This window comes from Pseudomonas syringae group sp. 247E2 (assembly GCF_032587795.1).
GTDB classification, from domain to species: domain Bacteria; phylum Pseudomonadota; class Gammaproteobacteria; order Pseudomonadales; family Pseudomonadaceae; genus Aquipseudomonas; species Aquipseudomonas amygdali.
Window position 1 is genome coordinate 84,534 of sequence record NZ_JAWHPK010000011.1, and the last position, 24,501, is coordinate 109,034.

The 24,501-nt window shown below is 58.7% G+C and carries 22 protein-coding genes and 1 tRNA gene; 15 read left to right on the forward strand and 8 right to left on the reverse strand.

The window, feature by feature from the left end; genetic code table 11:
• Positions 1-389: 389 nt before the first annotated feature.
• The 10 genes from RYC18_RS13445 to RYC18_RS13490 all read left to right on the forward strand — a co-directional run bounded on the left by RYC18_RS13445 (position 390) and on the right by RYC18_RS13490 (position 8,502).
• Complete coding sequence (locus RYC18_RS13445; RefSeq protein ID WP_316886235.1) at positions 390-1,403, forward strand: LacI family DNA-binding transcriptional regulator; 1,014 nt, start codon at positions 390-392, stop codon at positions 1,401-1,403.
• A gap of 258 nt (positions 1,404-1,661) precedes the next feature.
• Positions 1,662-2,606 carry a substrate-binding domain-containing protein gene (locus RYC18_RS13450; protein WP_005745458.1) on the forward strand — a complete coding sequence of 315 codons (945 nt, stop codon included), beginning with the start codon at positions 1,662-1,664 and terminating at the stop codon, positions 2,604-2,606.
• An 11-nt stretch (positions 2,607-2,617) separates the two neighbouring features.
• The gene (locus RYC18_RS13455) at positions 2,618-3,394 is read left to right on the forward strand and encodes an ATP-binding cassette domain-containing protein (protein ID WP_005745457.1); all 777 of its coding nucleotides are present in this window, start codon (positions 2,618-2,620) and stop codon (positions 3,392-3,394) included.
• 14 nt (positions 3,395-3,408) lie between these two features.
• Positions 3,409-4,428, forward strand: coding sequence for an ABC transporter permease (locus tag RYC18_RS13460; protein WP_005745456.1), 1,020 nt, complete (start codon positions 3,409-3,411; stop codon positions 4,426-4,428).
• A complete protein-coding gene (locus RYC18_RS13465) occupies positions 4,425-5,540 on the forward strand; it encodes a phosphotriesterase (protein ID WP_005745454.1) in 1,116 nt (371 codons plus the stop codon). Before RYC18_RS13460 ends, RYC18_RS13465 begins: the two co-directional genes overlap by 4 nt.
• The gene (locus RYC18_RS13470) at positions 5,537-6,292 is read left to right on the forward strand and encodes a glutamine amidotransferase (protein WP_005782651.1); all 756 of its coding nucleotides are present in this window, start codon (positions 5,537-5,539) and stop codon (positions 6,290-6,292) included. The genes RYC18_RS13465 and RYC18_RS13470 overlap by 4 nt, the downstream gene beginning before the upstream one ends.
• 12 nt (positions 6,293-6,304) lie before the next feature.
• Complete coding sequence (locus tag RYC18_RS13475) at positions 6,305-7,468, forward strand: M20 family metallopeptidase (RefSeq protein WP_316886236.1); 1,164 nt, start codon at positions 6,305-6,307, stop codon at positions 7,466-7,468.
• A gap of 196 nt (positions 7,469-7,664) precedes the next feature.
• The gene (locus tag RYC18_RS13480; protein WP_005745450.1) at positions 7,665-7,862 is read left to right on the forward strand and encodes a hypothetical protein; all 198 of its coding nucleotides are present in this window, start codon (positions 7,665-7,667) and stop codon (positions 7,860-7,862) included.
• A 64-nt stretch (positions 7,863-7,926) separates the two neighbouring features.
• Entirely contained in the window at positions 7,927-8,103 is a 177-nt protein-coding gene (locus RYC18_RS13485) for a hypothetical protein (RefSeq protein WP_005745449.1), read from the forward strand.
• Positions 8,104-8,277: 174 nt separating this feature from the next.
• The gene (locus RYC18_RS13490) at positions 8,278-8,502 is read left to right on the forward strand and encodes a hypothetical protein (RefSeq protein WP_316886237.1); all 225 of its coding nucleotides are present in this window, start codon (positions 8,278-8,280) and stop codon (positions 8,500-8,502) included.
• Positions 8,503-8,536: 34 nt separating this feature from the next.
• Here the strand turns inward: RYC18_RS13490 and RYC18_RS13495 are convergent, their stop codons facing one another.
• From RYC18_RS13495 to RYC18_RS13510, 4 genes are all read right to left on the reverse strand, one after another.
• Positions 8,537-10,153: a hybrid sensor histidine kinase/response regulator gene (locus RYC18_RS13495; RefSeq protein WP_005745448.1), complete on the reverse strand. Its 1,617-nt coding sequence runs from the start codon at positions 10,151-10,153 to the stop codon at positions 8,537-8,539.
• A 76-nt stretch (positions 10,154-10,229) separates the two neighbouring features.
• Positions 10,230-11,594, reverse strand: a complete 1,365-nt coding sequence (locus tag RYC18_RS13500) for a TolC family protein (protein ID WP_046832872.1) — start codon at positions 11,592-11,594, stop codon at positions 10,230-10,232.
• 11 nt (positions 11,595-11,605) lie between these two features.
• Complete coding sequence (locus RYC18_RS13505) at positions 11,606-13,744, reverse strand: peptidase domain-containing ABC transporter (protein ID WP_316886238.1); 2,139 nt, start codon at positions 13,742-13,744, stop codon at positions 11,606-11,608.
• Positions 13,741-14,997 (reverse strand): HlyD family secretion protein, encoded by a 1,257-nt coding sequence (locus RYC18_RS13510; protein WP_029240900.1) that lies wholly within the window; start codon positions 14,995-14,997, stop codon positions 13,741-13,743. The genes RYC18_RS13505 and RYC18_RS13510 overlap by 4 nt, the downstream gene beginning before the upstream one ends.
• Before the next feature lie 249 nt (positions 14,998-15,246).
• Between RYC18_RS13510 and RYC18_RS13515 the strand changes: the two genes are divergently transcribed.
• Complete coding sequence (locus RYC18_RS13515) at positions 15,247-15,471, forward strand: hypothetical protein (RefSeq protein WP_005782644.1); 225 nt, start codon at positions 15,247-15,249, stop codon at positions 15,469-15,471.
• A 62-nt stretch (positions 15,472-15,533) separates the two neighbouring features.
• Here RYC18_RS13515 and RYC18_RS13520 read toward each other — a convergent pair whose 3' ends face one another.
• Positions 15,534-16,034 carry a hypothetical protein gene (locus tag RYC18_RS13520; RefSeq protein ID WP_004663667.1) on the reverse strand — a complete coding sequence of 167 codons (501 nt, stop codon included), beginning with the start codon at positions 16,032-16,034 and terminating at the stop codon, positions 15,534-15,536.
• 335 nt (positions 16,035-16,369) lie between these two features.
• Between RYC18_RS13520 and RYC18_RS13525 the strand changes: the two genes are divergently transcribed.
• Entirely contained in the window at positions 16,370-19,387 is a 3,018-nt protein-coding gene (locus RYC18_RS13525; protein ID WP_010196168.1) for an autotransporter domain-containing protein, read from the forward strand.
• Positions 19,388-19,666: 279 nt separating this feature from the next.
• Here the strand turns inward: RYC18_RS13525 and RYC18_RS13530 are convergent, their stop codons facing one another.
• A complete protein-coding gene (locus RYC18_RS13530; protein ID WP_005782638.1) occupies positions 19,667-19,873 on the reverse strand; it encodes a hypothetical protein in 207 nt (68 codons plus the stop codon).
• 119 nt (positions 19,874-19,992) lie between these two features.
• Here RYC18_RS13530 and RYC18_RS13535 point away from each other — a divergent pair, with 119 nt between their 5' ends.
• Entirely contained in the window at positions 19,993-20,364 is a 372-nt protein-coding gene (locus RYC18_RS13535) for a hypothetical protein (RefSeq protein WP_005782636.1), read from the forward strand.
• An 82-nt stretch (positions 20,365-20,446) separates the two neighbouring features.
• On the opposite strand, the gene RYC18_RS13540 is transcribed toward RYC18_RS13535, so the two are convergent.
• Complete coding sequence (locus RYC18_RS13540; RefSeq protein ID WP_005732296.1) at positions 20,447-20,605, reverse strand: hypothetical protein; 159 nt, start codon at positions 20,603-20,605, stop codon at positions 20,447-20,449.
• 360 nt (positions 20,606-20,965) lie between these two features.
• Between RYC18_RS13540 and RYC18_RS13545 the strand changes: the two genes are divergently transcribed.
• Positions 20,966-23,050: a M10 family metallopeptidase C-terminal domain-containing protein gene (locus RYC18_RS13545; protein ID WP_005782635.1), complete on the forward strand. Its 2,085-nt coding sequence runs from the start codon at positions 20,966-20,968 to the stop codon at positions 23,048-23,050.
• Positions 23,051-23,324: 274 nt separating this feature from the next.
• Here the strand turns inward: RYC18_RS13545 and RYC18_RS13550 are convergent.
• A tRNA-Pro gene (locus RYC18_RS13550) sits at positions 23,325-23,401 on the reverse strand.
• Between the two features lie 239 nt (positions 23,402-23,640).
• On the opposite strand from RYC18_RS13550, the gene RYC18_RS13555 reads away from it, so the two are divergent.
• Positions 23,641-24,501: a ParA family protein gene (locus RYC18_RS13555; protein WP_005895559.1), complete on the forward strand. Its 861-nt coding sequence runs from the start codon at positions 23,641-23,643 to the stop codon at positions 24,499-24,501.

Here is a 24,501-nt window from a genome sequence, read left to right on the forward strand (position 1 = left end):
CCATTAAGCAAACAAGAGGGACTTCTTCAATGGGGAACCATCACTGTAAGTGATCGACATTCGTGGCGAATGTCTTAAAGCCAATGCAATGAATACTAAGCTACTTGCGTGACCGTAGTGTGTGAAGTGATCAGACATAAGTCATGCGACAACATATACATAATGCGCCATATTCAGTGACGCACTAAAAGCTCCAGACCGCACACATTTGCCCGAGCAGAGCATGTCGCCAACGTGCAAAAGGTTAACGAGATCTGGCCGACCAACGCCCCACATGGATTTTTTCGACGTCACCCGCAGAGAAAATCGTCGGGCTGTTCGGGCACGCATGAGAAGATACCGGCACCTCACGTCAATGCTTCGTTTTTCAGGTATAAAATCCGACCGCCATGACCAGACCCGTAACACTTCAGGATGTCGCCAACCATGCCGGCCTTTCCAAAGCTGCGGTGTCGCGCTACCTGAATCGAAGTATCAGCCTGCCGCCGGAGACCGCGAAACGTATCGACACGGCGATCAAGGCGCTGGACTACCGGGGCAACAGTCTGGCCCGACGCCTGAGCAAAGGCGGCAGTGAGACCATCGGTCTGGTGCTGCCGGACATCGCCAACCCGTTTTTTGCCGAGCTGGCAGACGCGGCCGAGGAAGAGGCGTCCGCCAACGGGTATAACCTGGTGCTGTGTGTCACCCGCAACCTGCTTGAACGTGAAAGCACCTTTGTGCGCTGGCTGGATTCACGTAACGTCGATGGCTTGCTACTGGTCAGCAACCGTCCGGACGACGGCACGCTGGCCAGTCAGTTGGCGAGCTACCGCAATATCATTCTGCTCGACGAAGACGTTCCCGGCACCTCGCAGCCCAAAGTGTTCGCCGACAACCATCAGGGCGGTCGCCTGGCGACTGAGTATCTGATCCGCCATGGCCATCGACGCATCGCTCATGTGTCCGGGCCGTCAGCCTTGATGAGTGCCCGCGAGCGCTATGCCGGCTACCGGGAAGCGCTGGCGCTGGCGGGCATCGCAGAGGTGCCGGAATACCTGTGCTTTGGAGATTACAGCCGTGAGTTCGGGCGTATCGCAACCGCTCAGTTGCTCACCCTGCCCCACCCTCCGGAGGCGATTTTCGCCGCCAGTGACTTCATCGCTCTGGGCGTGCTCGATGTCCTGCGTGAGCGCGATATCAGCGTGCCCGGCGCCATGTCGCTGGTGGGGTTCGACGACGCCGTTTATGCCAGTCTGCTTACCCCACCGCTGTGTACCATCCGCCAGTCCTCCAGGGAGCTTGGCCGTCTCGGCGTGGCGCAATTGCTGCAGCGCATGGCGGGCGGCGACTGTACACAGGACGTCGTGCGCGTACCCGTAGAGTTGGTCTGCCGGGGCACGGTAGCAACTCGCAGTGACTGATTGCGGGGCAACCAGTAACACCCGGCCTTAAATCGGTGCACTGCCATCGGCATCCTGAAAAGCCGATGATTGCGGAAAACTGTGGCGCATCAAGGACGTACGGTGCCTGGCCGACATCGTGAAAAAAATGGCACACAATCTGCTTTCTCCAGTTCTCAAACCTGAAGACAAAGCTCATTTGTCTTTTTTTTGAAACGGCTGGTAAACCGGTTTACCGATCTGATTTGCCGCACCGGCAAACAGACTAGGAGGATGGCAATGCTGCGTTTCAGCAAGCGTTTCACCCTGACCCTCGGCGCTGTCCTGGCCTTGGCGTTGTCACCCATCATTCAGGCCCAGACCGGCAAACGTCTGGCTCTGGTACAGGTCAACCAGCAGGCGCTGTATTTCACCCAGATTACCCAGGGCGCACAGGCTGCGGCGAAAGCTGCCGGAGCAGAGCTGGTGGTGTTCAACGCCAACGACAATCCGGCAGCCCAGAACGACGCCATCGAGGCCTATATTCAGGACAAGGTCGACGCCATTCTGGTCTGCGCCATAGACGTCAACGGTATCAAACCTGCGGTCACCGCAGCTGCGCAGGCGGGAATCCCGGTGGTGGCAATCGACGCTGTGATTAATGGCGACAATGCCGTACAGGTCGGCGTGGATAACCGCGAGGCAGCCCGACAGATCGGCCAGTACACCGGCGAATACATCAACCGCGAACTGGCGGGCAAAGCCAGCATCGGCGTGGTCGGAGCCCTCGGCTCTTATGTACAGAATCTGCGTCTGGACGGTTTCCGCGAGGGCCTGGCAAAGACCGCCAGCCAGGCGAAGATCGTCAACACCGTAGACGGCAACAACGTACAGGACACCGCCCAGGCTGCCGCGGAGAACCTGCTGACCGCCAACCCTGAATTACAGATCATTTATGCCACTGGCGAACCCGCCCTGATTGGCTCGGTTGCCGCGAGCATGTCGCAAGGTGCGGGCGAGCGGGTCAGGATTTTCGGGTGGGACCTGTCCTCTCAGGCAGTGCAGGGTCTGGATGACGGCTCTGTCGCGGTGGTGGTGCAACAGAACACGCAGGCCATGGGCAAGACGGCGGTGGAGTCGGCACTGGCGCTGTTGTCCGGAAAAACCGTGGCTCGCGAACAGAGTATTCCCGTCACGCTGGTGACCAAAGCCAACCTGGCCGCTTATCGCGCCGAGTTCAAATAAGAGGGCTCAGCATGCAGACGCCTGGCGAAGTGCCTCGGGTACAGATGAGCGCGATCACTAAACACTATGGCTCGATAGCGTCGTTGCGCGGTGTGGACCTGCTGCTGCAGCCCGGTGAAGTGCTGGGGCTGGTGGGCGACAACGGCGCAGGCAAATCCACCCTGACCAAGATCCTCTCGGGTGCGGTACTGCCTACCAGTGGGCGTATCGCCATCGACGGCGAAGAAGTCAGCTTCAGCGGCCCGGCAGATGCTCAACGCTGTCATATCCAGATGGTGTATCAGGACCTGTCGCTGTGTGACACCGTCGATGTGGCCGGAAACCTCTTCATGGGCCGCGAACCGATGCGCCGCGTGCTCGGCGTGCCGTTGCTCGATGAGACGCGCATGCACCGCGAAGCACGGCAGATTCTTGAAGCGCTGGGTATCACCATCCCTGATACCCGTGCGCAGGTTCGCCATCTTTCAGGCGGCCAGCGCCAGGCTGTTGCGATTGCCCGCGCGGCTGCCTTCGGCCCCAAGGTTCTGATCATGGACGAACCCACCGCAGCGCTTGCGGTAGCCGAAGTCGAGGCGGTGCTGGAGCTGATTCGCACCATCAGCCGCAAAGGCGTCAGCGTGATTCTGATCACGCACCGGCTGCAGGACCTGTTCCTGGTCTGCGACCGGATCATGGTGATGTATGACGGGGCCAACCTGGCCGAGCGAAGGATCGCCGACACCGACCTCAACGAGGTCGTCGAACTTATCGTCGGGCACAAATTCACTGCCCGCTCCGCTTGTGCCTGAGAGGACACGACTTCATGAACACTCTCGACCTGACACGCCAACCTATCCTGCCTCAGTCCCGGCTCAAGCGCGTGCTGCACGATTTCCCCGGCGTGGTCAGCATCGGCCTGTTTTTCGCCCTGTGCCTGGTGCTGTTCACACTGGTGACCGACAACTTCCTGAGCAGTGCAAACCTGCTTAATGTCATTCGCCAGAACGCCCCGTTACTGATCGTCGCCGTGGCAATGACGCTTGTAGTCACCACCGGCGGCATTGACCTGTCCGTGGGCTCGACGCTGGCCCTGGTCGGGGCGCTGGCAGCCATGGCGCTCAATGCCTGGCACCTGCCATGGCCGCTGGTACTTGTCGGCGGGCTTGGTGTGGGGGCTATGATCGGCGCGTTGAACGGCTATTTCATTGCCTATGCGGGCATCCCGGCGTTTATCGTCACCCTCGCTACCCTGACCATCATTCGCGGCCTGGCAATGTTGCTGACACAAGGCTACTCAATTCCCGTACCACGCGAAGAGACCGTGTTTCTGGGCCTCGGGCGCGGATGGTTTCTGGGTGTGCCGCTGGCCGCCTGGCTGGCCCTCCTGACGGCGCTCGGCGGGGCGTTGATGCTCGGCAAAATGCGTTTCGGACGCTACCTCACCGGCATTGGTGCCAACGCCGAAAGTGTACGCCGGGCGGGGGTAAACCACAGGGGCGTACTGCTGCGGGTGTACATGCTCAGCGGTATGGCAGCGGCGCTGGCGGGCATGATTGTCACGGCGCGTTTAGGCAGCGGCTCTTCGAATCAGGGTGAAGGCTTTGAACTGGAAGTGATCGCCGCCGTGGTGCTTGGCAGCACCAGTCTGTTTGGTGGTTTCGGCACGATCGTCGGCACGCTGCTGGGAGCCCTGACCATGGCCGCGATCAAGAACGGGCTGATTCTGGCCCACATTTCACCGTTCTACACGCAAATTGCCACCGGGCTGATCGTGCTGCTGGCAATCTGGCTTAACACACGCATTCTGCGCACCGGTCGTCCACTCGGGAGGGCTGGAGCATGAGCCTGTTTCGTCATCCTTCACCCCTTCCACTCGGCGTCGACAGCGGCCATGCCATGACGGTGCTGGGGCCAATGCCGGTCGAGCGCCTTGGCGCCACTTTGATGCACGAACACATTCTGCTCGACGCATCGGGCAAATGGGTCGCACCCAGTTGCTGCGGCGAACGGCACCTGGCCGAGCGCCCGGTGAGCATCGAACTGCTCGGCGAGCTGCACATGAACCCGCTGGTCAGCCGCGACAATTGTCAGTTGTTCGATGTCGACCTCGCGTGCGAAGAACTGCTGAAGTACCGGGCGCTGGGCGGGGAAACGGTGGTCGATCCGACCAACCTGGGCATCGGCCGCGACCCGCAGGCCTTGCAGCGGATTTCCCGTCTGACCGGCCTGAATATCATCATGGGTGCCGGTTTCTATCTGGAGCCCTCGCACCCGCATTACGTGCGCGAACGCTCGGTGGAACAACTGGCGGAGCAGATCATTCATGACGTGGGCGGTGGCGAGGAAAAGCCGGAGGTCATTGCCGGCCTGATAGGCGAGATTGGTGTTTCTGCCGCATTTACGGCTGACGAAGAGAAATCACTGCGTGCCGCAGCCCGTGCAAGTGCCGCGACCGGCGTACCGCTCTCGGTGCATCTGCCGGGCTGGGAACGCCTCGGCCACCGGGTACTGGACATCGTTGAGGCTGAAGGCGCCGACCTGCGCCATACGGTGCTGTGCCACATGAACCCGAGCCACAGCGACCCTGCGTATCAGCATGCGCTGGCGGCACGCGGCGCGTTTCTGGAATACGACATGATCGGCATGGGTTACTACTTCGCCGACGAGCACGCGCAGTCGCCCAGCGATGAAGAAAACGCGCGGGCCATCGTCGCCCTGATCGAGCACGGCTTCGGCTCGCAGGTGCTGTTGTCTCAGGACGTCTTTCTGAAAACCATGCTGACTCGCTATGGCGGCCATGGTTATGGCTACCTGCTGAAACACTTTGTCCCGCGCCTGCGCCGTCATGGCGTTACCGGTGAACAACTCGAAAACCTTTTGATCGACAACCCGCGCCGGGTCTTCCAGCGCGGCTTCCAGGCTCCTTTTTCATCGCAGAGGAATGCAACGTCATGAAACAGTCCGTATTGCTGGCTGGCGAATCATGGGTCAGCACGTCAACCCACATCAAGGGCTTCGATCAGTTCGACAGCGTCACCGCGCACAATGGCGCACGGCGTTTGCTTGCGGCGATGGCAGACAGCGACTATCAGATCACGCAGATGTGCGCCGATCAGGCACAGATCAACTTTCCGGCCACGGTTGAAGCACTCAGTCAGTATCAGGCGGTGATCCTCTCCGACATCGGAGCCAATACCCTGCTGCTGCACCCGGACACCTGGCTGCGTGGCAAGCGTACGCCCAACCGCCTCAAAGCCCTTCGCGAATACGTCTTGCAGGGCGGTGCATTGATGATGGTCGGCGGCTACTTCAGCTTTCAAGGCATCAATGGCGGCGCGCGCTACCGCGGAACGCCTGTCGAGGAAGTCTTGCCTGTGCGCTGCCTGCCTTACGACGATCGTGTCGAAGTGCCGGAAGGCTTTCTGCCGCAGATCAACAGCGATCACCCGATACTGCAAGGCCTGGGCGGCGAATGGCCGTACCTGCTTGGCTACAACGAAGTTGAGTTGCATCCCGAAGCTCAATTGCTGGCCACCGTCGAAGGCTCTCGGCACCCGCTGCTTGCCGCGCGTGAAGTCGGTGCAGGTCGCACGCTGGCCTGGACCAGCGACCTTTCCGAACACTGGCTGCCGGAAGCTTTTCTCGACTGGGAAGGCTATCGCCGCTTCTGGATCAACAGCCTCGACTGGCTGACCCGCCGTACCTGACCGGAGGCTCCGATGCTCGATGACCCGATAGCCCTGACCCGGGCACTGTTAGCGTTCCAGACCCTCAACCCGCCGGGCGACGAGGAAGCGTGTGCGGCTTTTCTTGCCGAGCAGCTGAGCCGCCACGGTTTTGTCTGCGAGCTGCAGCGTTTCGGTGAGCGCCGTTTCAATCTGGTCGCCTGGCTTGAGGGCGACGGCCCCGGCAAACCGCTGGGGTTCACCGGCCACCTGGATACCGTACCGCTCGGCAATGCCACCTGGAGTCACTCGCCGTTTGCCGGTGAGATTGCCGACGGCCGGCTGTACGGGCGAGGATCCAGCGACATGAAAGCGGGCATTGCCGCCTTCATCGTGGCCTGCCAGCGCAGCCGTGCCGCCATTCAGCGCGGCCCGGGCGTTCGCTTGTTGCTCACCGGCGGAGAAGAAACCGGCTGTGATGGCGCCCACGCACTGTGCACGGACGCTCCCCATTTGCTTGGCGAACTCGGCGCACTGCTGGTCGGCGAACCGACTGCCAACTATCCGATACTCGGGCACAAGGGCGCATTGTGGCTACGCTGCGCCAGCCACGGTCTTACGGCGCATGGAGCAATGCCGGAAGAAGGCGTGAATGCCATCTATCTGGCCGCCCGACATATCGACCGCGCACAGACCTTTGAGGTGGGCCCGGCCCATCACCTTATGCGCAAGCCCACCCTGAACATCGGCACCATCAGTGGAGGCCTGAACATCAACTCGGTCCCGGACTACGCAGAGTTCACCCTCGACCTGCGTACAGCGCCGAATCTGGACCATGATGAGATCCGCACGCGATTAGCAGCGCATCTGGGCAACGGTGCAGAGTTGAGTACCCTGATTGATTTGCCTGGTGTTTGCGCCGATCCCGACGAGCCTTGGGTCCGACAGGTTTTTGCCCGCTGCCAGGCTTTGCATGACGCCCCTTTGCAGGCACAGACCGTGCCCTACTTTACCGATGCCGCTGTGCTGCTACCCGCCGTCGGTCACCCGCCCACTCTTATTCTCGGCCCGGGAGAGCCGAGCATGGCCCACAAGGTGGATGAGTATTGTGAGGTCAGCAAACTTCAACAGTGCGTCGAGCTGTATGACGGTTTGATCGAAGACTGGGCAAATATTCAATCCACCGCTGCAGCACAACATACTAACGCATCACAATAATAGCCTTTTAATATTAAGCCACTGTCTTAGCACACCTGTACTATTTCTTTAGCCTGCGCACTGGTTAAGTATTGTAACGGCCACTAACACTTATCAGGCAATGACTGAAATGCCTGTAATTCGCTAATGGCTTACTGACCAGAAACTTTGAAATAACACGACAAACAGGTGATTTCAAATGAATAAGGAATTAATGATGCGCGAACTCAATAATGAAGAACTGGCACAGATCGGTGGAGGTATGACAGTAGGAGAAGGCGTGGCAGCCATCGGCGTAGTGGCCGCTGCAACGGCGCTGGCTCCGGTGACTGCGGTCGGTGCGGGTGTCATATTGGTCGGCGTGGCAGGGGCCAGCGCGATTGACGCCTTTCAGACCTACCAGATGGCGCAGTAACACGCCTTGCCATTTCGGGTGGGCAGCGCAGTGCAGGCACCTACCGGGAAAACAGGAGAACATTATGATGCCCGATCGTCATAAGCTCTTTGGGAAAACCGTCAATTCGTCGAGACTGTTCTGGCTGGCAGCGCTCGCGTTTCTTATTGCCGCCAGTATTGATTTTCAATGGCATTACATTGGCCTTGCCGGCATGTTTACAGCGCTGGCCGCCACCGCTCGGCGTCGGCAGGAAACCTGACCAGCCCAGACTCATGATGAATGACTTGATCATTTAACCTCTTGCAACGGTTGGTCCGGCTGCAAAACTCACAGACCGCCAGCGCCTGGATACAACCGATTGCACACGAGGATCAAGCCGCCCGACCGCCCACTTGGTTTATAGTATTTTTCAATAACGACCACGAGGTTTGACATGATTATCCGCAATCAGAAAACCACTGGAACCACCGTCGACAATTATTCGGTTCATGCTCATGTACTGACCGACGCCGAGATGTACAGCGTCTCCGGTGGTGCCGATTTCACCATCATGCCGGTGCCTGGCATTGGTGTGATCAAACCGGACCCGATCTGCGTGTATCCAATCCCTGACGTGCCCCCGCCGTCGGATATTCGCGGGCCATTCATTACTGCCTGATGCCCCGTTATTCCCTGGCCCGTATGCACGCAGGTCAGGGAGTACTCATTCGCCGCTCGCGAATCGAGAGCAGGTTCAGACGCAGTTCCGAAGGCCGCAACGGCTTGGACAACACTGACACTTCCGCGCCCTGCATTGACTCAAGCACGACTTCCACTTCCCTCCCGGTAACAATCAGCGCAGGCACATCCCAGCCACGGGCAGCTCGTATACTCTCGATGCAGTCCAGACCATTGGCCACTGTGCCCAGATCGTAATCAGCGACGATAATGTCGCAATGAGTGGTGAGCCCCTCCGCCGATCGGGCGGTCTGCACTTCGCATCCCCACCTTTCAAGCAGCGCTGCGGTGGCCATCAGAACGTTCTGGTCGTCCTCCACCAGACACACCCTGACCCCTTTGAGCAGGCTCTCGCCCAATGCCTTCTTGGGTACCACCCGAACAGGCGCGCTCACCTCTTCAAGCCCATGAATGGTGACCGTAGTCCCGCGGTCTATTCGCGAGACAATCGCGATTTGCACATTGAGAATCTGGCTGAGCCTTTTGACGATGGACAACCCCAACCCGACGCCCTCCACGTCTTTGTCGCGCACATGGCGGATGCGGTAGAACTCGTCACAGACCCTGGGCAAATGTTCCGCAGCAATACCCCGGCCCCGGTCATACACACTGATCGACAGACGCCCCGCATGGCTGCGCACACCGATCAGCACCGGGTGATCAGGGGCATATTTGAGCGCATTGGAAATGATGTTCTGCACCATCGTGGCGAGCAACGTGGCATCGACCCTGACCCAGCGTCGACAAGGTCGCACCCGAAGCTCTACACCGGCCCAGCGGGCAGCGGCAGTGTTCTGATGAGCGACTTCATTGAGCATGTCACCCAGATTGACCACATCCGACTTGGCTGAAACCTTGCCGCTGTCCAGCGTGTAAATATCCAGAATCGAGCGAAACAGCTGCGACACGTTGTGCAGGGAGCGATCGATATTATCGACCAGTTGACGCTCATAATCGCCCAGCGGGCTGGACCGCAGGCAAGCGGTAAACATGCCGATGGAGTGGATGGGCTGGCGCAGGTCATGACTGGCCTGAGCCAGAAACCGCTCTTTCTCGCGATTGGCCACGGTCGCCTGCTCTGACGCCTCGCGAGCCCTCACCAACAGAATGTGCGCATAGCCAGGCACCAGAATAGTGACGGCGACGAGCATCAGGACCATAAATGGCTGCGCCTGCCAGTACGGCGTCAATTGATAGATGACCAGTATCGCCAACAAGGCCAGGGACGCCGCAATTGCAAGATATCGCGAACCAAAGCGCATTCCGTTGCCTAGAGTGACCCAGACCATCACGCTGAAAACCGGCAGTGTTGCCTCCCCGCCAACGATCAGTCCGACGGAAATGGCAGTGTAGTCATGCACCATCCCGAATACACGGCGCAACGCAAATACACCTGGATAGCTGATGATGTGCTGGCGCAAGACCAGAGAAACCACCAGAAAGCCCGCATAGTAGAAAATGATGGGCTGATAGGTGGCAACCTTGAGCCCCGGCAGAAGACCAATCAACGATACATAGCTGATCGCAAACGTCGCCACGATCAACCGCAATGTGGCCTGATCCAGTTCAGCGTTTTTCTTTCGGTCTTTCATGGATGCACCTCGTTGTGCAGCGAGCGCAGTACATTCTTGCGTCCATGCAGTCGATCACCCGGGGCCTGTGACGGCATCAGTCGCCGATGTTCAGGCTGCCAAGGTCAGATGCCAATTGCAGCTTGGCGTTATGCCAGTTGACCAGAGACTCCACGCGTTTCTGGGTCGCCGCGCTCAGATCGTTTTGCGAGCGCAGAAGCTCAAGAATACTGCCAACGCCTGCTTTGTAACGACCCTGGGCAATTTCGTAAGACTTGCTGGCACTCTCGACAAAAAGACGACTGATTGCCAGCGCCCTTGTTCTGGACTCCAGGGTCTGTCGACTCTTCCAGACACTGAGCGCAATACTGTTTTCAACCTCGTGCAGGGCCTGTTCGCGGGCGGCGCTTTCGTAACTGGCGGCCCGCGCTCTGCGCCGATTGAGAAAGCCATCGAAAATCGGCACGGTGATTTGCACACCGATAGTCCAAGTGTTCACCTCCTGACGGGTTGAAACCTGCTCGATAGGCGTGTCCTGACGGCTGTAATTGCTGAACAGCGACACCGTCGGCAGCCCCTGAGCTTTTGCCGCATCGGCCTTGGCCTGGCTTGCCGCCCAGTCGGCGCGGGCCTTTTCGATAGCCGGATGGGACGCTCTGGCCTGCTCCATCAAACTATTGACGTTGCCCAGAAACACCCCTTCATCAGCCCCGGGTTCATCCAGTTCAACCAGCTTGAGCGGTGCTGATGGCGACAGCCCCAGTTGGCTGGCCAACTCGCCTTGTACCGCCGCCAGATCGCCCTCCGCCATGACCCTGTTCAATTGTGCTTCGGCATAACTGGATTGAGCCTGGAGACGATCCGTCTGCTCGCCGGCACCCTCGCGATACTTTGCGTCAGCGGCTTTCAGACTGTTGGCCGCCAGACGCTCGGCGCTGACTCTGGCGTGTAGCAACGCCATGTTCGCCTGCACTTGATAGAAAACCCGGGCGGTGGCAAGCATCGACTTCTGCACCTCTTCGATCCGGCTGCTACTGGCGACATTCAATAACTGCCGGGCGCTTTCGACTTTGGCGGCGCGCAGGCCAAAGTCGAACAATACCCAGCTCAGGTTGAGGCCGTAGACGCTGGTATTGGAGTTCAGCCTGGAGTCAGCTTCGGGAAAACCCGGGTAGCGCGTGGTCTTGCCAGCCCGCCCCTTTTGAAACTGCCCCTGCACGGTCGGATAGTAAGCCGAATGCTCGGCATCCAGGTCAGCCTGCCGTGCCAGCTCGGTCAGCCAAACCTCACGCAATTTCGGGTCGGCACACAGCGCAACAGACACGGCCGTTGCCAGACTCAATGCGTCTGGCAGACGACTGGAGCCGGGGCACGCGTCCACACGAGCATCGGCCAGGCACAACGACGCCATTAACAGGCCGAACGCGCTCAACAGGCACTGCCAGCCAGCGCAACGAATCATGCCCCGCCGCCTCACGCTGAAGGAGCCTCGTTAAGCACCGGGCCGTCGTAGGCAACCCGGCCTTGCGCAAGTGCCACGACCCGATCCGCCGTGCGGATGGTTTCCGGACGGTGGGCAACGATGATGCGGGTGATGTTCAACGTTTGCAGCGCCTGATTGACTGCGGCTTCCCTGTTGATGTCCAGGTGGCTGGTCGCTTCATCGAGAAACAGGAGTTGCGGGCGCTTGTAGAGGGCGCGGGCCAGTAGCAGCCTTTGCTTCTGCCCACCGGACAGTACCGTGCCCATGTCGCCCACCAGCGTGTTATAGCCCATCGGCATCTGCGCTATATCATCGTGGACTGCAGCTAGATGCGCGCATTGCTCGATCCATTTCTGATCGGCACCGGTCTCGAAAAAACTGATGTTGTCGCCGATGGAACCGGCGAACAGCACATCGTCCTGAAGCACAGTACCGGTGATACGGCGCAGCCTGCCGATGTTTTCCGGCCCGACCGGCAAGCCATCCAGCAGAACACTGCCCGCGCAGGGCGCCAGAATGCCCAGCATGACATTGAGCAAGGTACTTTTACCGCCACCCGAGGGACCGACGATGGCTACCGATTCGCCTGCGCGGATATGAATCGACACGTCGTCCAGCACATACGGTTCATGCTCGGAATAGCGAAAGCGCAATTGCCGTACTTCAAGGCTGGGCACCCTGTCGTTGCACGCGTCATCGAACGTATCCGGACCGGCAATCGGCTCGGCATCGTGCAGCACGATGTCGGCGAGCCGCTCACCGTGCAGGCGCAACATGATCACGTCGACAATCTTGTCGATCAGACCAGCCACCCGACCGTTGAACTGCTCCTTGTACGAGTTGAACGCAATCAGCATACCGGCGCTGAATTGCCCTTCCAGAACCAGTCTGGCACCCATCCAGATAACAATGATCGTGACCAGCCCGAACAGCACGCCGTTGAAGGCCCGATAGGCCAGTTGCAGTTTTTGCGGGTGCAAACCGGCATTGATTTCCTCGACCAGTAAAGCGCTCCAGGCACTGCAACGCTGCTCATGCCGATTGAACAGCTTGATGGTGCGCACGCCGCGCGCGCTTTCCAGAAAGTGCGACTGTTGGCGAGCAGCATGGACCAGCTGGTTTTCGCTGGCACGCCGCAACGGCCCGAACCAGATCCAGCGCGCCAGGCCGTAGATAATCATCGCCACCACTGCAACAAGCGCCAGCTTCGGGCTATAGGCAATCATCAGCCCCAGCGTGACGACCGTCATCAGCCCATCCAGCAGGGCCTCAATGAACGATGTGGTAACGGTCTGCTGGATGGCCTTCAGAGAACCGAAGCGCGAGACGATATCGCCCAGATGACGACGCTCGAAAAATGCTACCGGCAGGCGCAGCAGATGGGTAAAGACATTGATCTGCCACTGTGACCCGAGCATCGTGCCCAGGTACATCAGCGCCCATGCACGGGCCAGCGCAACGGTGTGCTGAATGATCAGCAATAGGCCAAAGCCGATCGCCAGCACCGTCAGCAGGTCCAGGTCTGCGCTGACCAGCACCTTGTCGATAACGGTCTGCATGAAAAACGGACTGAGGATGGTACACAGCTCCAGCGCCAGGGCCAGAAGCAGCACCTGCGTCAGCACCCGGCCAAAGCCCTGTACTCGCCCCAGCAGTTTGCGCAGCGGGATCGGCGGCTGTGCAGCGGCGGGCTGAAAATCACTTTCCGGCCACAACTCCAGTGCCACGCCGGTAAATGCTGCCGACACCTCGTCAAGCGTCAGCTTGCACAGGCCACGCCCCGGATCATGCACCACCACACCGCGTGCATTGACCTCCTTGAGCACTACGAAATGGTTGAAGTTCCAGTGCAGCACGCAGGGCAACTGCAACTGACCGAGCGCATTCAGCTCGACCCGCAACGCACGGCTGCCCAACCCGAGCCGCGCAGCCATGTGGGTCAGTTGCTTGAGGTTGACCCCTTTCATTGAGGGCGAGAGACGTTGCCGCAACGACAAGAGGTCACTGTGCTGGCCGTGATAGCTGGCGATCATGACCATGCACGCCAAGCCACATTCAGTGGCTTCGGCCTGGAGCACAACCGGCAGCTTTCTCCCCACACCAAAAGCGAAGGTATTTCTCAGGTTCAAAGCCGCTTTCCTATTCCGCGCAAAGGCTCCAGCATCCATTCATAGAGCGGCAGCCTTTCCTGCATGATGTCGGCGTCCAGTTGCATGCCGGAACGCAAGCGCTCGTGCATGCCCTGGCCGTCGATGGTTTGAGACGCCAGGGCAACCGTGACCCGGTAGAAAGGTCCCTGCTCACGCATCGGCTCAGAGACGTTGCCCAGGGTCATGACTTCATCGGCCGGCAAGGCGGTACGCGAGATCGATGACACGGTGCCCGGTTGCAGTCCAAAGCGCTGATAGGGATAGGCCTGGTAACGCAACATCACCGTGTCACCAGTGCGCACGAACCCCACGGAGCGGCTGGGCAGATACAGTTCGGCGTGCAGTTTTGCGTCGGCAGGCACAATGCTCAGTAACGGTCGCGTACTGTCGACTCGTGATCCATTGGAGACCGCGATCGCCGTGGCCTCACCCAGCGTCGGTGCGGTGATGAAAATCTCTCGTTTGGTTTCACTTTCGATCAAGCGGTCCTGATTCTCGGCCAGCCTGCGTCGCAGATCGGCAAGCTGCTTGCTCTGGTTGAACGGCAGCTCGACCAGTTCCGCCCGCAGCCTGGTGCTTTCGGCACGCACCGTGAGCAGCGAGCGATTCAGCTCTTCGCTCCGCAAGCGCATGTCCAGAACTGCATCCTGTTTTTCCTGAAGCTGGTCACGGGACACGTAGTCCTGACGTTGCAGGTTGGCGTAGCGCTCGGCAAGGCCCTTGGTCAAAGCCAGCCGCTGACGCGTCAGGTCGATTTGCGCGAGTATTTTCTGCTGCTCGGTTTCAAGCGCCGCGACCTGACGTTTCTTGCCCTCCAGCTCCTGAAGATGCAGAGCGAGCGTCTCGTCGATTTCCTGAGCGAGGCTTTCCTGACGACGTTTGATCGACAGGCTGATCGCCCGTTGCGCGCCACCCGCCTCACCGCTTTGTGTGTCGCTGGACAAGGCCATCAGCACGGCACCGTCTGTAACGTGTTGCCCCTCGACGATGTCGAGCCGGGTGATCACGCCAGCTTGTGGTGAGTAGATCCTGATCAGGCCGGTTTCAGGCAGCAGTACGCCGCTTGCGGCTGTACGTTTGGTGTAGGTGGCGAAGGTCAGGAACAGGCCCATGCTGATGCAAAACAGCAACGCCACCGCAGCGGCCAGCCTCATCGACAATGGACTGACCAGCAAAACCGTCCCCAACGTACTGCGCTTTTGCGCATCAAGCGCCTCAGATCGAAAGAGCATGAATGACCATCGCTTCAATCATCAGGAATGCTCCATAAAACAGGCACCACAAACGGGCGACGTATTACAGCCCTGACGACAAGTAACCTCAATAGCACACATGAACTAATGGCCAAAATACACACTAACAAGTAGCTCATTTGTGCTATTGAGGTGTTTGTAATCGGTGACTTTAATGGTGTTGTCTTCCGTCGTTCAACGGTACGGAAGCCCTGATTTATCAATGACCCTTTCAGAGGAAACAACGCCATGACTCAAGCAGTGAACCCACAACAGGCACATGATGCCCTTCCTGCCGGACCAGCACTTCGAGTGCTGAACGAGACCGAGTTGAGCCAGGTCGGCGGTGGTATTGAATTCAGCGCATTTGGTTACACTTTCGCAGGCGGAGAGTCGTTTGCGCCAGGTTTCAATTATGCATCCATCACCAACTCGCGGGGTATTCCGGTTTATTACACAACCTGGCAGAACTGACAGCGTTATCAATGCGCGGCTTACAGAACCCGGACATTGTCCGGGTTTTATGCTGACGGCTTCTATTTCTGAAGTGTGAATTCGGCTTTGTCAAAAGACAGCCAGCAAGCATCATTGTCGGTCCACTTTGATTCACTGGTGCCCAACACACCTTTCACAAGAACCCTGTCGCCCTTCTTGAAGCTGCTTATTTTTTTCTTGTTGACCAACAGGTCATCGCGGGTCAAGCCCTGGCCCGTGCATTTGGGATTGGACGGATCGCTGAAGATGACCGCAATCTGATTCTGACCGACCGCCGTCCCGGTTTTAGTAATGCGCTGTACGACGCCAGGAATGATCAGTGTTTGAGCGTCCCATTTTTCTTTCGCGGTAACCTCATTGGTCTGCCAATCGCGCCATATTTCTGTCAAGGTTGTTTCTCTGGCCTCAGCCAGTCCTCTGAAATCCCCGCTCAGTACATCACCTGTTTGATCAAGAACGCCATTGGTCATTGACATGGCCTGATCAAGACCCGCACACCCCGACAATGCCAGAATCAACGGAAACAAGGCTACACTTTTCATTCATACACTCCACTGACTGGCACACCAGACACCTAACGCTGCCACTCATTATTTAAATAATTAACGTCGAATAATTTCGCACGCAACCGTAGTCACGGCGTAACAGAATATCAATAGTACAGATGCACTACGTCATCCCTGACTAACTGATCAACCCAGGCATTAATATGTGCCACTAGTACATACGCGTACGTGCCACTAGTACATGCGTGCTATTTCCATTCAACCTTCGCCTCTCAATACTCCCGTTGTTGGCACCCCGCCGAACGGAAACGCCTAAGCCCTCAGGGCTGGCAGCCACCCCTTGTGGTTTTTATGGAGTATCTGGAGTCGCTATGAACCCCTTATTCAAACTATCCCCGCTTGCTTTTGCGGTTACTCTTGCACTGCTTCCAGATGCTCAGGCAGCGGATTACGTTCTTACCAATGGTCAGGAAACCTTTAACAGCGACCGTTTGATCGATGGCGCGATCGACGTCAATGCAACTGACGGCAACACTTCTACCCTGACAATCAACAGCGGCGCAACCGTGACCAGCGAAGGTGGCAGCATCGTTGGCCAGGCCAGCAGAACCGGCGTCAATATGGCTCAGGCCAATGTTGTGGTTGAAGGGGCAGGTTCGCGCTGGGTAGTACCGCGTACCTCATTTGTACTGGGTAACACGATCGTTGTCGGTGGGGTCGGTCAAGGCGACCTGAACGTGCGCAACGGGGGTCAGGTGTCGGTGCGGGATCTGGATCTGGGTGAAGTCAACGGCTCCCGCTCCAACGCATTTTCAAACGCGCAGTTGCTGGTGAGTGGCCAGAACTCCCTGGTCGACGCGGTCAATATCGAAGCCGGTGGGGTGTTTGTCTACAGGTCGAGCATAACGGCCAATGATGGCGGCAAGATCAACAGCCAGCAGGTAGACATCGACTCCGTCGTCAATCTTTCCGGCGCCGGAACCCGCTGGGACAACAGTGGCGCGTTCAGAAACAGAAACAACCTTACTCTCGATAACGGCGCAGTACTGACCACCGACTCGCTCTTACTGGGTTCGGCCATCATCGGCCGCAGCAATCAGGTGAGTATTTCCGGACAAGGCACCCGCCTGGCAGCGCAAAGCATGACGCTCGGCACCAGTGACTCTCGCACTTACCTGACGCTGTCCGACGGTGCCGAGCTGAGTTCTACCAACGGTATTCTCATCAGCACCATCAGCAGCATCAACAATCCGACACGCGGCACGCTTGCTGTGGGCGGTCCGGTCGTGACCGACCCCAACCGTACCGATATCGATTCGACGACTGCCGGAACAGCTCAGGCGGCCGGCCGACTGGACCCGCAAACCGCCATTAATTTCGGCACCGGCAACGGGGGGCATTTGGCGTTCAACCATACCGATACTGATCTGCAGGTTGCCAACACGCTGAACGGAACGGGCCGAGTGTATGCGTTCAACGGCAACACCACATTGAGCGGCGACCTTACCGGGCTGGCCGGCAGCGTCGTTGTGCGCGGTGGGCGACTGGTGCTGTCGGGGAACGTCGACCAGGTCAATCAGCGCGGCAATACAGCCACCACCCAAAGCCTTTCGCGGTTTAACGTAGGCAATGGCACCCTGGTGGTCAATGGTATTGCCGGGCGCACCGAATTCGGGACTTATACCAACAGCGCCCAGGTACTGGACGGCGGTGTTCTGGCCGGCGTCGGTCAGGTGGGTACTACGCAGGTAGCTTCCGGCGGTACTCTGTCGCCCGGCGAAAGCGCCATAGGTGCGCTGGCCATACAAGGCGACCTCGACATGGCCGCAGGCTCACGTTACGCCGCGGACATCGCAGGCGACGGTAGAGCAGACAAGATCAACGTAAGCGGCACAGCCACACTGCGCGGTACGCAGGTCAACGTCACTGCGCTGGATCCTGCGCAGAGCTATCAGAGCGGCAGGACTTACACCCTGCTCTCTGCTCAGGGCGGTGTGGTCGACGGTGCCGCCGCAGGCACCGCCTATGCCCAGGCGCTGACCAACTCGGCGTTCCTGAATGTCGGACTGCAGCGCACCGCCAATGATCTGAACCTCACCATCGAGCAAAAAAGCGTAGAGCCGACACCTACGCCAACTCCTACTCCTGAGCCAACTCCAACTCCAACACCGACACCGGAGCCAACTCCTACTCCTGAGCCGACACCGACACCGACACCAGAGCCTACACCTACGCCCACTCCAGAACCCGCACCTGCTCCGGGCATCTTTCAGACGGTCATGCTGACTCAAAACCAGTTCAATACCGCTGGCGCGCTGAGCGTACTCGAGCAAAGCGGTGAGCCGCTGCGCCTCTACAACAACCTGCTGGTTCTGGATGCCGAAAGCGCTCGCAACGCAGCCGATCAACTGTCTGGCGACTACCTCGGCAGTACCTCGACAGCCCTGATCGCTAATAGCCAGGTGGTATCGGGAGTGCTGGGCACTCGTATGCGTAATCTGCTGGATACGGGAACATTGCGCATGCCAGCCATGGCACTCAATCTGATGCCAAGCACACCGACCACGCAAAACGGCGCCTGGGTGCAGCCATTCGGCAACTGGACCAAGACAAGCGGCAATAACGGTGCCGGTGGTCTGCACCAAAGCACTGGCGGCCTGCTGTTCGGGGCAGACGGTAGCTTCACACCGGATTGGCGCGGTGGCGTCTACGCCGGGTACAGCCGTTCGAAGTTCGACGCCGATGACCGCGATGCCGACGGCCACAGCGACAACTATCATCTGGGCCTCTACACCGGTGGTCAGATCGATGCCCTGCGCCTCAGTGCTGACGTCGGTTACACCTGGCACAAGCTGGAAAGTGAGCGGAACGTGGCGTTTGCCGGATTCAGTGATCACTTGACCGGCAAACGCAATGCCCAGTCGCTGCAGGCAAGTGGTGAAGCGGCCTACCGCATACCGGTCGGCAGCATGGCTCTGGAGCCTTTCGCCGGCCTTTCCTACGTGCGCTACGACGCAAAAGATCTGCACGAAAAAGGCGGACCAGCCGCACTGGACGTGTCCAGCGATAAACAGGACACCTTCTTCTCGACACTGGGTCTGCGCGCGTCGTCGAGCATCAATGTGGCGAACGTCAATACGCAGGTTTACGGCTCAGTAGGATGGCGACGTGCCTACGGTGACCTGGACCCGCGCAACGTCCAGTCTTTCGCTGGTGGGCCAAACTTCGAAGTGCAGGGCGTCGCTCAAACGCGCGACACCGCGTTGACTGAAGTGGGCGCGAAACTGCGCTTGAACAGGCAGACCGATCTGGACCTGTCCTACCAAGGGCAGTTCGGCACCGACACGCGCTTCCATTCGGTTAATGCAGGCGTGACGGTTCGCTTCTGACCGTAGTTGTAGCGCTCGGCGTTATACACAAGTCTGCTCTCGATTCTGGCCTAAGGCCGTGGGAGCAAGCTTGATCGCCAAGGGTCCAGTACAGCACCGAAAACGGGGCGTCTGGACCCTTTTTTCTTGAGCAGGCTCATCACGGACTTCAGGGTCGAACTCACTCTCGAATGAAGACAGATCGCACTTCTCGCTCCGCTGCCTGAAGAACCTCGAACGCAGCGTAGCGCCTGCGATGCTGGTCTACGAGCGCTCCCTGTACCGGTGTAAACACGCGGTTCAGGCTCGCCATGCATTCCATGACATCGAGCAGACGCAGACCCGCTTCAGCAGCAACGGAAATTCGGGCACCACGTGCAGACCGTCGGCCAGGCTCAGCGCCGCGCTGCCGAGGGAGCCGCCCCAGCCCGCATGGGCGTCGATCAGTGCGGTGCTCAACGGCTCCTGGCGAAAACGACGGATCAAGGAGGCGACGGCGTAGCTCATCCAGTCTCTCTCTGACGAACACGGCTACAGCACCAATCTGCAGGCCCGTGGCCTGCGACAGTCTCGTTCCGGCCTGGTCGGGCTGATGCTGCCGCGATCCGCAGTTGGAGCTTAGTACCGTGGAGTCGCTGCTGGCCTACTCCATCGACGAGCTATTCATCGTCGACGCTACCGATCCGGACAGCATCCACAGCGCCTGCGCGCGTGCCGGCGTGCGGCATCTCAATCTCGACCTGCCGTGTACCCTCGCTCCATCGATCACCAGTGACAACTACCCCGGCGCCTTCGAGCTGACGCAGGCAATCCTCAGCGAACTGGCGCCCATCAGCGACCTGTCATCGACGGATCTCTGCCTGTTCGGCGGCTACTCCGACTATGCCAGCCGGGAACGGATCGGCGGATTTCTGGCCGCCAAGCGAGCGCATTTCGGCGAAGCTACCAGCGACGACGTCTTAAGCGAGGTGCCCTATGTTCAAAGCGGTCTCGACTGAAAATTTATCCTTGAACAAAAAAAGCGTCCCTGGGGACGCCTTTTCTGTTGAGCTCAATCTTCAAGTCAGGCTTATACCTGGCTCAAGCTTGCTCGTCTTGCTTGTCATCGTCGTCGTGCTTGAGTGCTGGCTTCATGCCTGGCTGAGGCGCGTGTTCAGCGTTGGGCGCGATTTCTTCGCCGTGGTTCTTTTTCTCTTGCTGAACTTTTTTGTCGTGGGCGACGTTACGTGGGTCGGTCATGGGAATTCCTTGATTGGGCAGAGGATTCAAGCACCCATCGACGTGATACGTTGGCTTTGAGCGCCGGGGCAAGATTTGGAGTCAGACTGGGCGGAGGCGTTCAGTGTATTTCGACCGGCGAGCACGCGACCACTCACGCTCATCTCTGATGAATGGAGGCAAGGACGACCGACCCCGGTCAACTAACGCTTTTGGCCGTTTGTTCAATACCGGAGTACTAACGCGAGGGCCAGTTGACCCGGTGTGCTGTCGGCGGAACACAAAACGTTCGCATTTATCCATCCTGCCAGGGTCAGATCCAGAGGATCCGTGCAAGCCTCTTCCCAACCCGTTCGGGTTCCATGCCTAAAGGACAATGTCATGGCGTCAATCGATAGCAAGGCCACCATCAACTACACCGTGCGAACAGGCCCGGGGACAGTGCAGGTCGACCCCTCCACGGGTAGCGATTCAAACTGGAGCATCATCCTTCAGCCTGACGGCAAAATCCTTGTCGGTGGCGAAAGCTTCCAGACTGCCATTGGCTATCCTGGCTCGCCGGGCGATGAAAGCTATGGTACGCGCGGCAGCTACACGGCGGTGCGCCTCAACGCTGACGGCAGCCTGGACAACAGCTTCGGCCAAGAGGGAATTGCCCTCGTGCCCGGCAACCTGGACCCGGAAGATTATGCTTACTACGTAATGGCGGTGCAGGCCGACGGTAAAGTGCTATCAGCACAGCCAGGGCTTGGCGGTTTGAAGGTAGAACGTTTCAACGTGGATGGCACTCTGGATACCACATTCGGCAATGGCGGTGCCGCGGGCCTTGACGTACCGATCGGCGCTGATGGAATGGCTATTTACGCCACAGCAGATGGCTCGGTGTACGTCAGCCTTCGCGGCACGTCCCAAGCGATCGTATTCAAGCTGGACAGCACCGGGGCGCCGGTAGAGGATTTCGGTGCCAACGGCGCACTTCTCCTCAACCCGACCGGGCAATACGGCACCGGCAATATCGCCACGGTCGTTCAGCCCGACGGCAGCGTATTGCTCGGCAGTTGGCTGTACGTGGGTGCCGACGGCCCCCACGACCCGGGCGATCCGGTTTATGCCGTTCAGCGACTTGCAGCGGACGGCAACCTGGATACCGCGTTTGGCGTGGACGGCGTGGTGTATTTCGATACCGCGCTGGGGCTGGACTACCGCGCTGCGATAACCGTGCAAGCCGATGGCAAGATCATTGTGTCCGGCGAGAGTAACGACAATAACGCCTTCAACGTACTGCGGCTGAATGCGGATGGCTCGTTCGACACCTCCTTTAGTGACGATGGCAAGCTGACGATCCAGGTACCCCAAGGCGCGTCGAACTATGCCCACTCGGCAATCGTTCAGCCCGATGGCAAAATCCTTATCGCCGGCGACGTGATCACCCGTCTGAACGCCGATGGCAGCCTGGACACCACCTTCGGCAGCCAGGACGGCCAATACCACGTGGACGGATCCAGCCAGGCCAATCACCTGATTGGCAACGACACGGCCGAGATTATCCGTGGCCTGGGCGGAGACGATGTGCTGCAAGGCGCGGGTGGCCGTGACGTGCTGGCAGGCGGGATGGGCGCAGATATTTTCCGCTTCACCCAGATCAGCGACAGCTACCGTACCGCTACCGAAACAGGCAGCGACCGGATTCTGGACTTCGACGCCTCTCAGGACCGTGTCGATCTGACTGCGTTGAGCTTTACCGGCATTGGCGATGGCCACAATGGCACGCTCGCCGTCCAGGCCAACGCCGAGGGTACTCGCACATACCTGAAAAGCTTCGATGCCGACGCCAACGGACAGCGCTTCGAACTGGCGTTCGAAGGCAACCTGGCGGGGCAGTTGAACAGCACCAACCTGGTGTTCACGGCCCCCACCGTCGAAGGAACGGCTGGCAAGGACGTAATCACGGGGAGCGCAATGTCGGAAGTCATTTATGGCCTGGCCGGCAACGACCGTATCGACGGCGGCAGAGGCTCGGATGTGATCATCGGAGGCGCGGGCGCCGACTTGCTGATCGGCGGCGACGACCCGAACCTTTCGGTCTATGGCCGTAATGGCATCAATGACGCTGACGTGTTCCGCTACACGGCAGCCACTGACAGCTACCGCACGGACAGCCAGAGCTTCGTGGACCTGATTGCCCGGTTCGCAGACAACAATGACAAGATCGATGTGTCGGCGCTGGGTTACACAGGGTTCGGCGACGGTACCGGCACTACGCTGAAGATGGCCTATAACGCGGATCTGGACCGCACCTACCTCAAGGATGTGGAACCTGACGCTGAGGGCCATCGGTTTGAGATTGCCCTCACCGGCGACTGGACCCAGGATCTGGGCAACAACGATATGATCTTTGCGCCAGCCGCGCAGGTGTCTCTGGTGGGTGTGGCTAGCGCGGCCACCCAATCAACAGACATGGTGTAAACCAGGCATAACGCCTGCGGGGGTTGTAGGAAGCCGGGGGTCGCCTTGAGACGTTTGTGCTTAGCCAGACAGCGTGCAAGCAGTCTTACAGGCAACCCTCTACCGGCCAGACCGTAAACAGGTGGGGTCAGGCGTACGAAGTATTAATCGCTTCATGAGTGTTGTAGCTATAAGTCTCCAACAAAAAAGGCGTCCCGAAGGACGCCTTTTCTGTTGAGCTCAAAACAATTGTTTTTGAGCTCTGATCTTCAACCCTGATACAGCTAGGCGAAAATGGTCGGGGTAAGGGGATTCGAACTCCTGACATCCTGCTCCCAAAGCAGGCGCGCTACCGGACTGCGCTATACCCCGATGATGCTAAAAAACACCTCCGAGGAGGCGTTTTCTATTTGGGTGACGCTTGTGGCGTCACTCCCTAAGATCCAGCCAGATACAAACTGACCAAAAATGGTGGGTCGTGTGGGATTCGAACCTACGACCAATTGGTTAAAAGCCAATTGGTTTCACACCCTCAGTTTAGGCAGAACCTCCTGATGAAGGCTCTGGATCCAATCCGCAGTCTCTAATGTCCCCATTAGAGGCTTCAAATCATGTACATAACCTCGCTTTTGTCCACCAAAGGTGGTGTCGGTAAAACCACTTTGGCTGCCAACATCGGCGGCTTCTGCGCCGACGCCGGCTTGAGGGTCCTCCTCCTCGACATGGACCCTGTACAGCCTTCACTGTCCTCCTATTACCCAATGGCACAGGAAGTCAGCGGCGGCATATTCGACCTCATCGCACATAACCTGACTGATCCAGAGCGAATCATATCGAGGACAAGCATCCCGAACCTGTCCTTGATCTTGTCGAACGACCCCAACAACCAGTTGATTAGCCTCCTGCTTCAGGCTGCGGATGGTCGTCTGCGATTGGCTTCTCTGCTGAAAGCTTTCGAGGGTCAGTTCGACCTGATTCTCATTGATACCCAGGGCGCACGAAGCGTCATGTTGGAGATGGTGGTTTTAGCGTCAGATCTTGCTGTATCCCCGTTGCCACCGAACATGCTCAGCGCCCGCGAGTTTAACCGTGGGACGTTGCAAATGCTTGAAGGACTGCGTCCTTACTCGAGGCTTGGACTGCACGTCCCTCCAATCAAGGTTGTAGTCAACTGCCTCGACCAGACCGTTGACGCTCGCGGGATTCATGACGCCATCAGAAAGACCTTCGCGGACAACATGGAAGTCGATGTCCTCAACAGCACAGTTCCTGCTTCAGTAATTTTCCGCGAGGGATCTACAGCAGGCATGTCGGCACATCGGCTCGAATACAAAAAACCTTCCAATCGACGCGCGCCTAGCGCGCTACAGGTCATTCGAGAGCTTGTGGTTGAGCTTTTTCCGCAGTGGACCGACCGTTTCGAGGCGATGACTGAATCCGCCGTAGAGGCCCTGGTAAAAGGGGGTCAATGA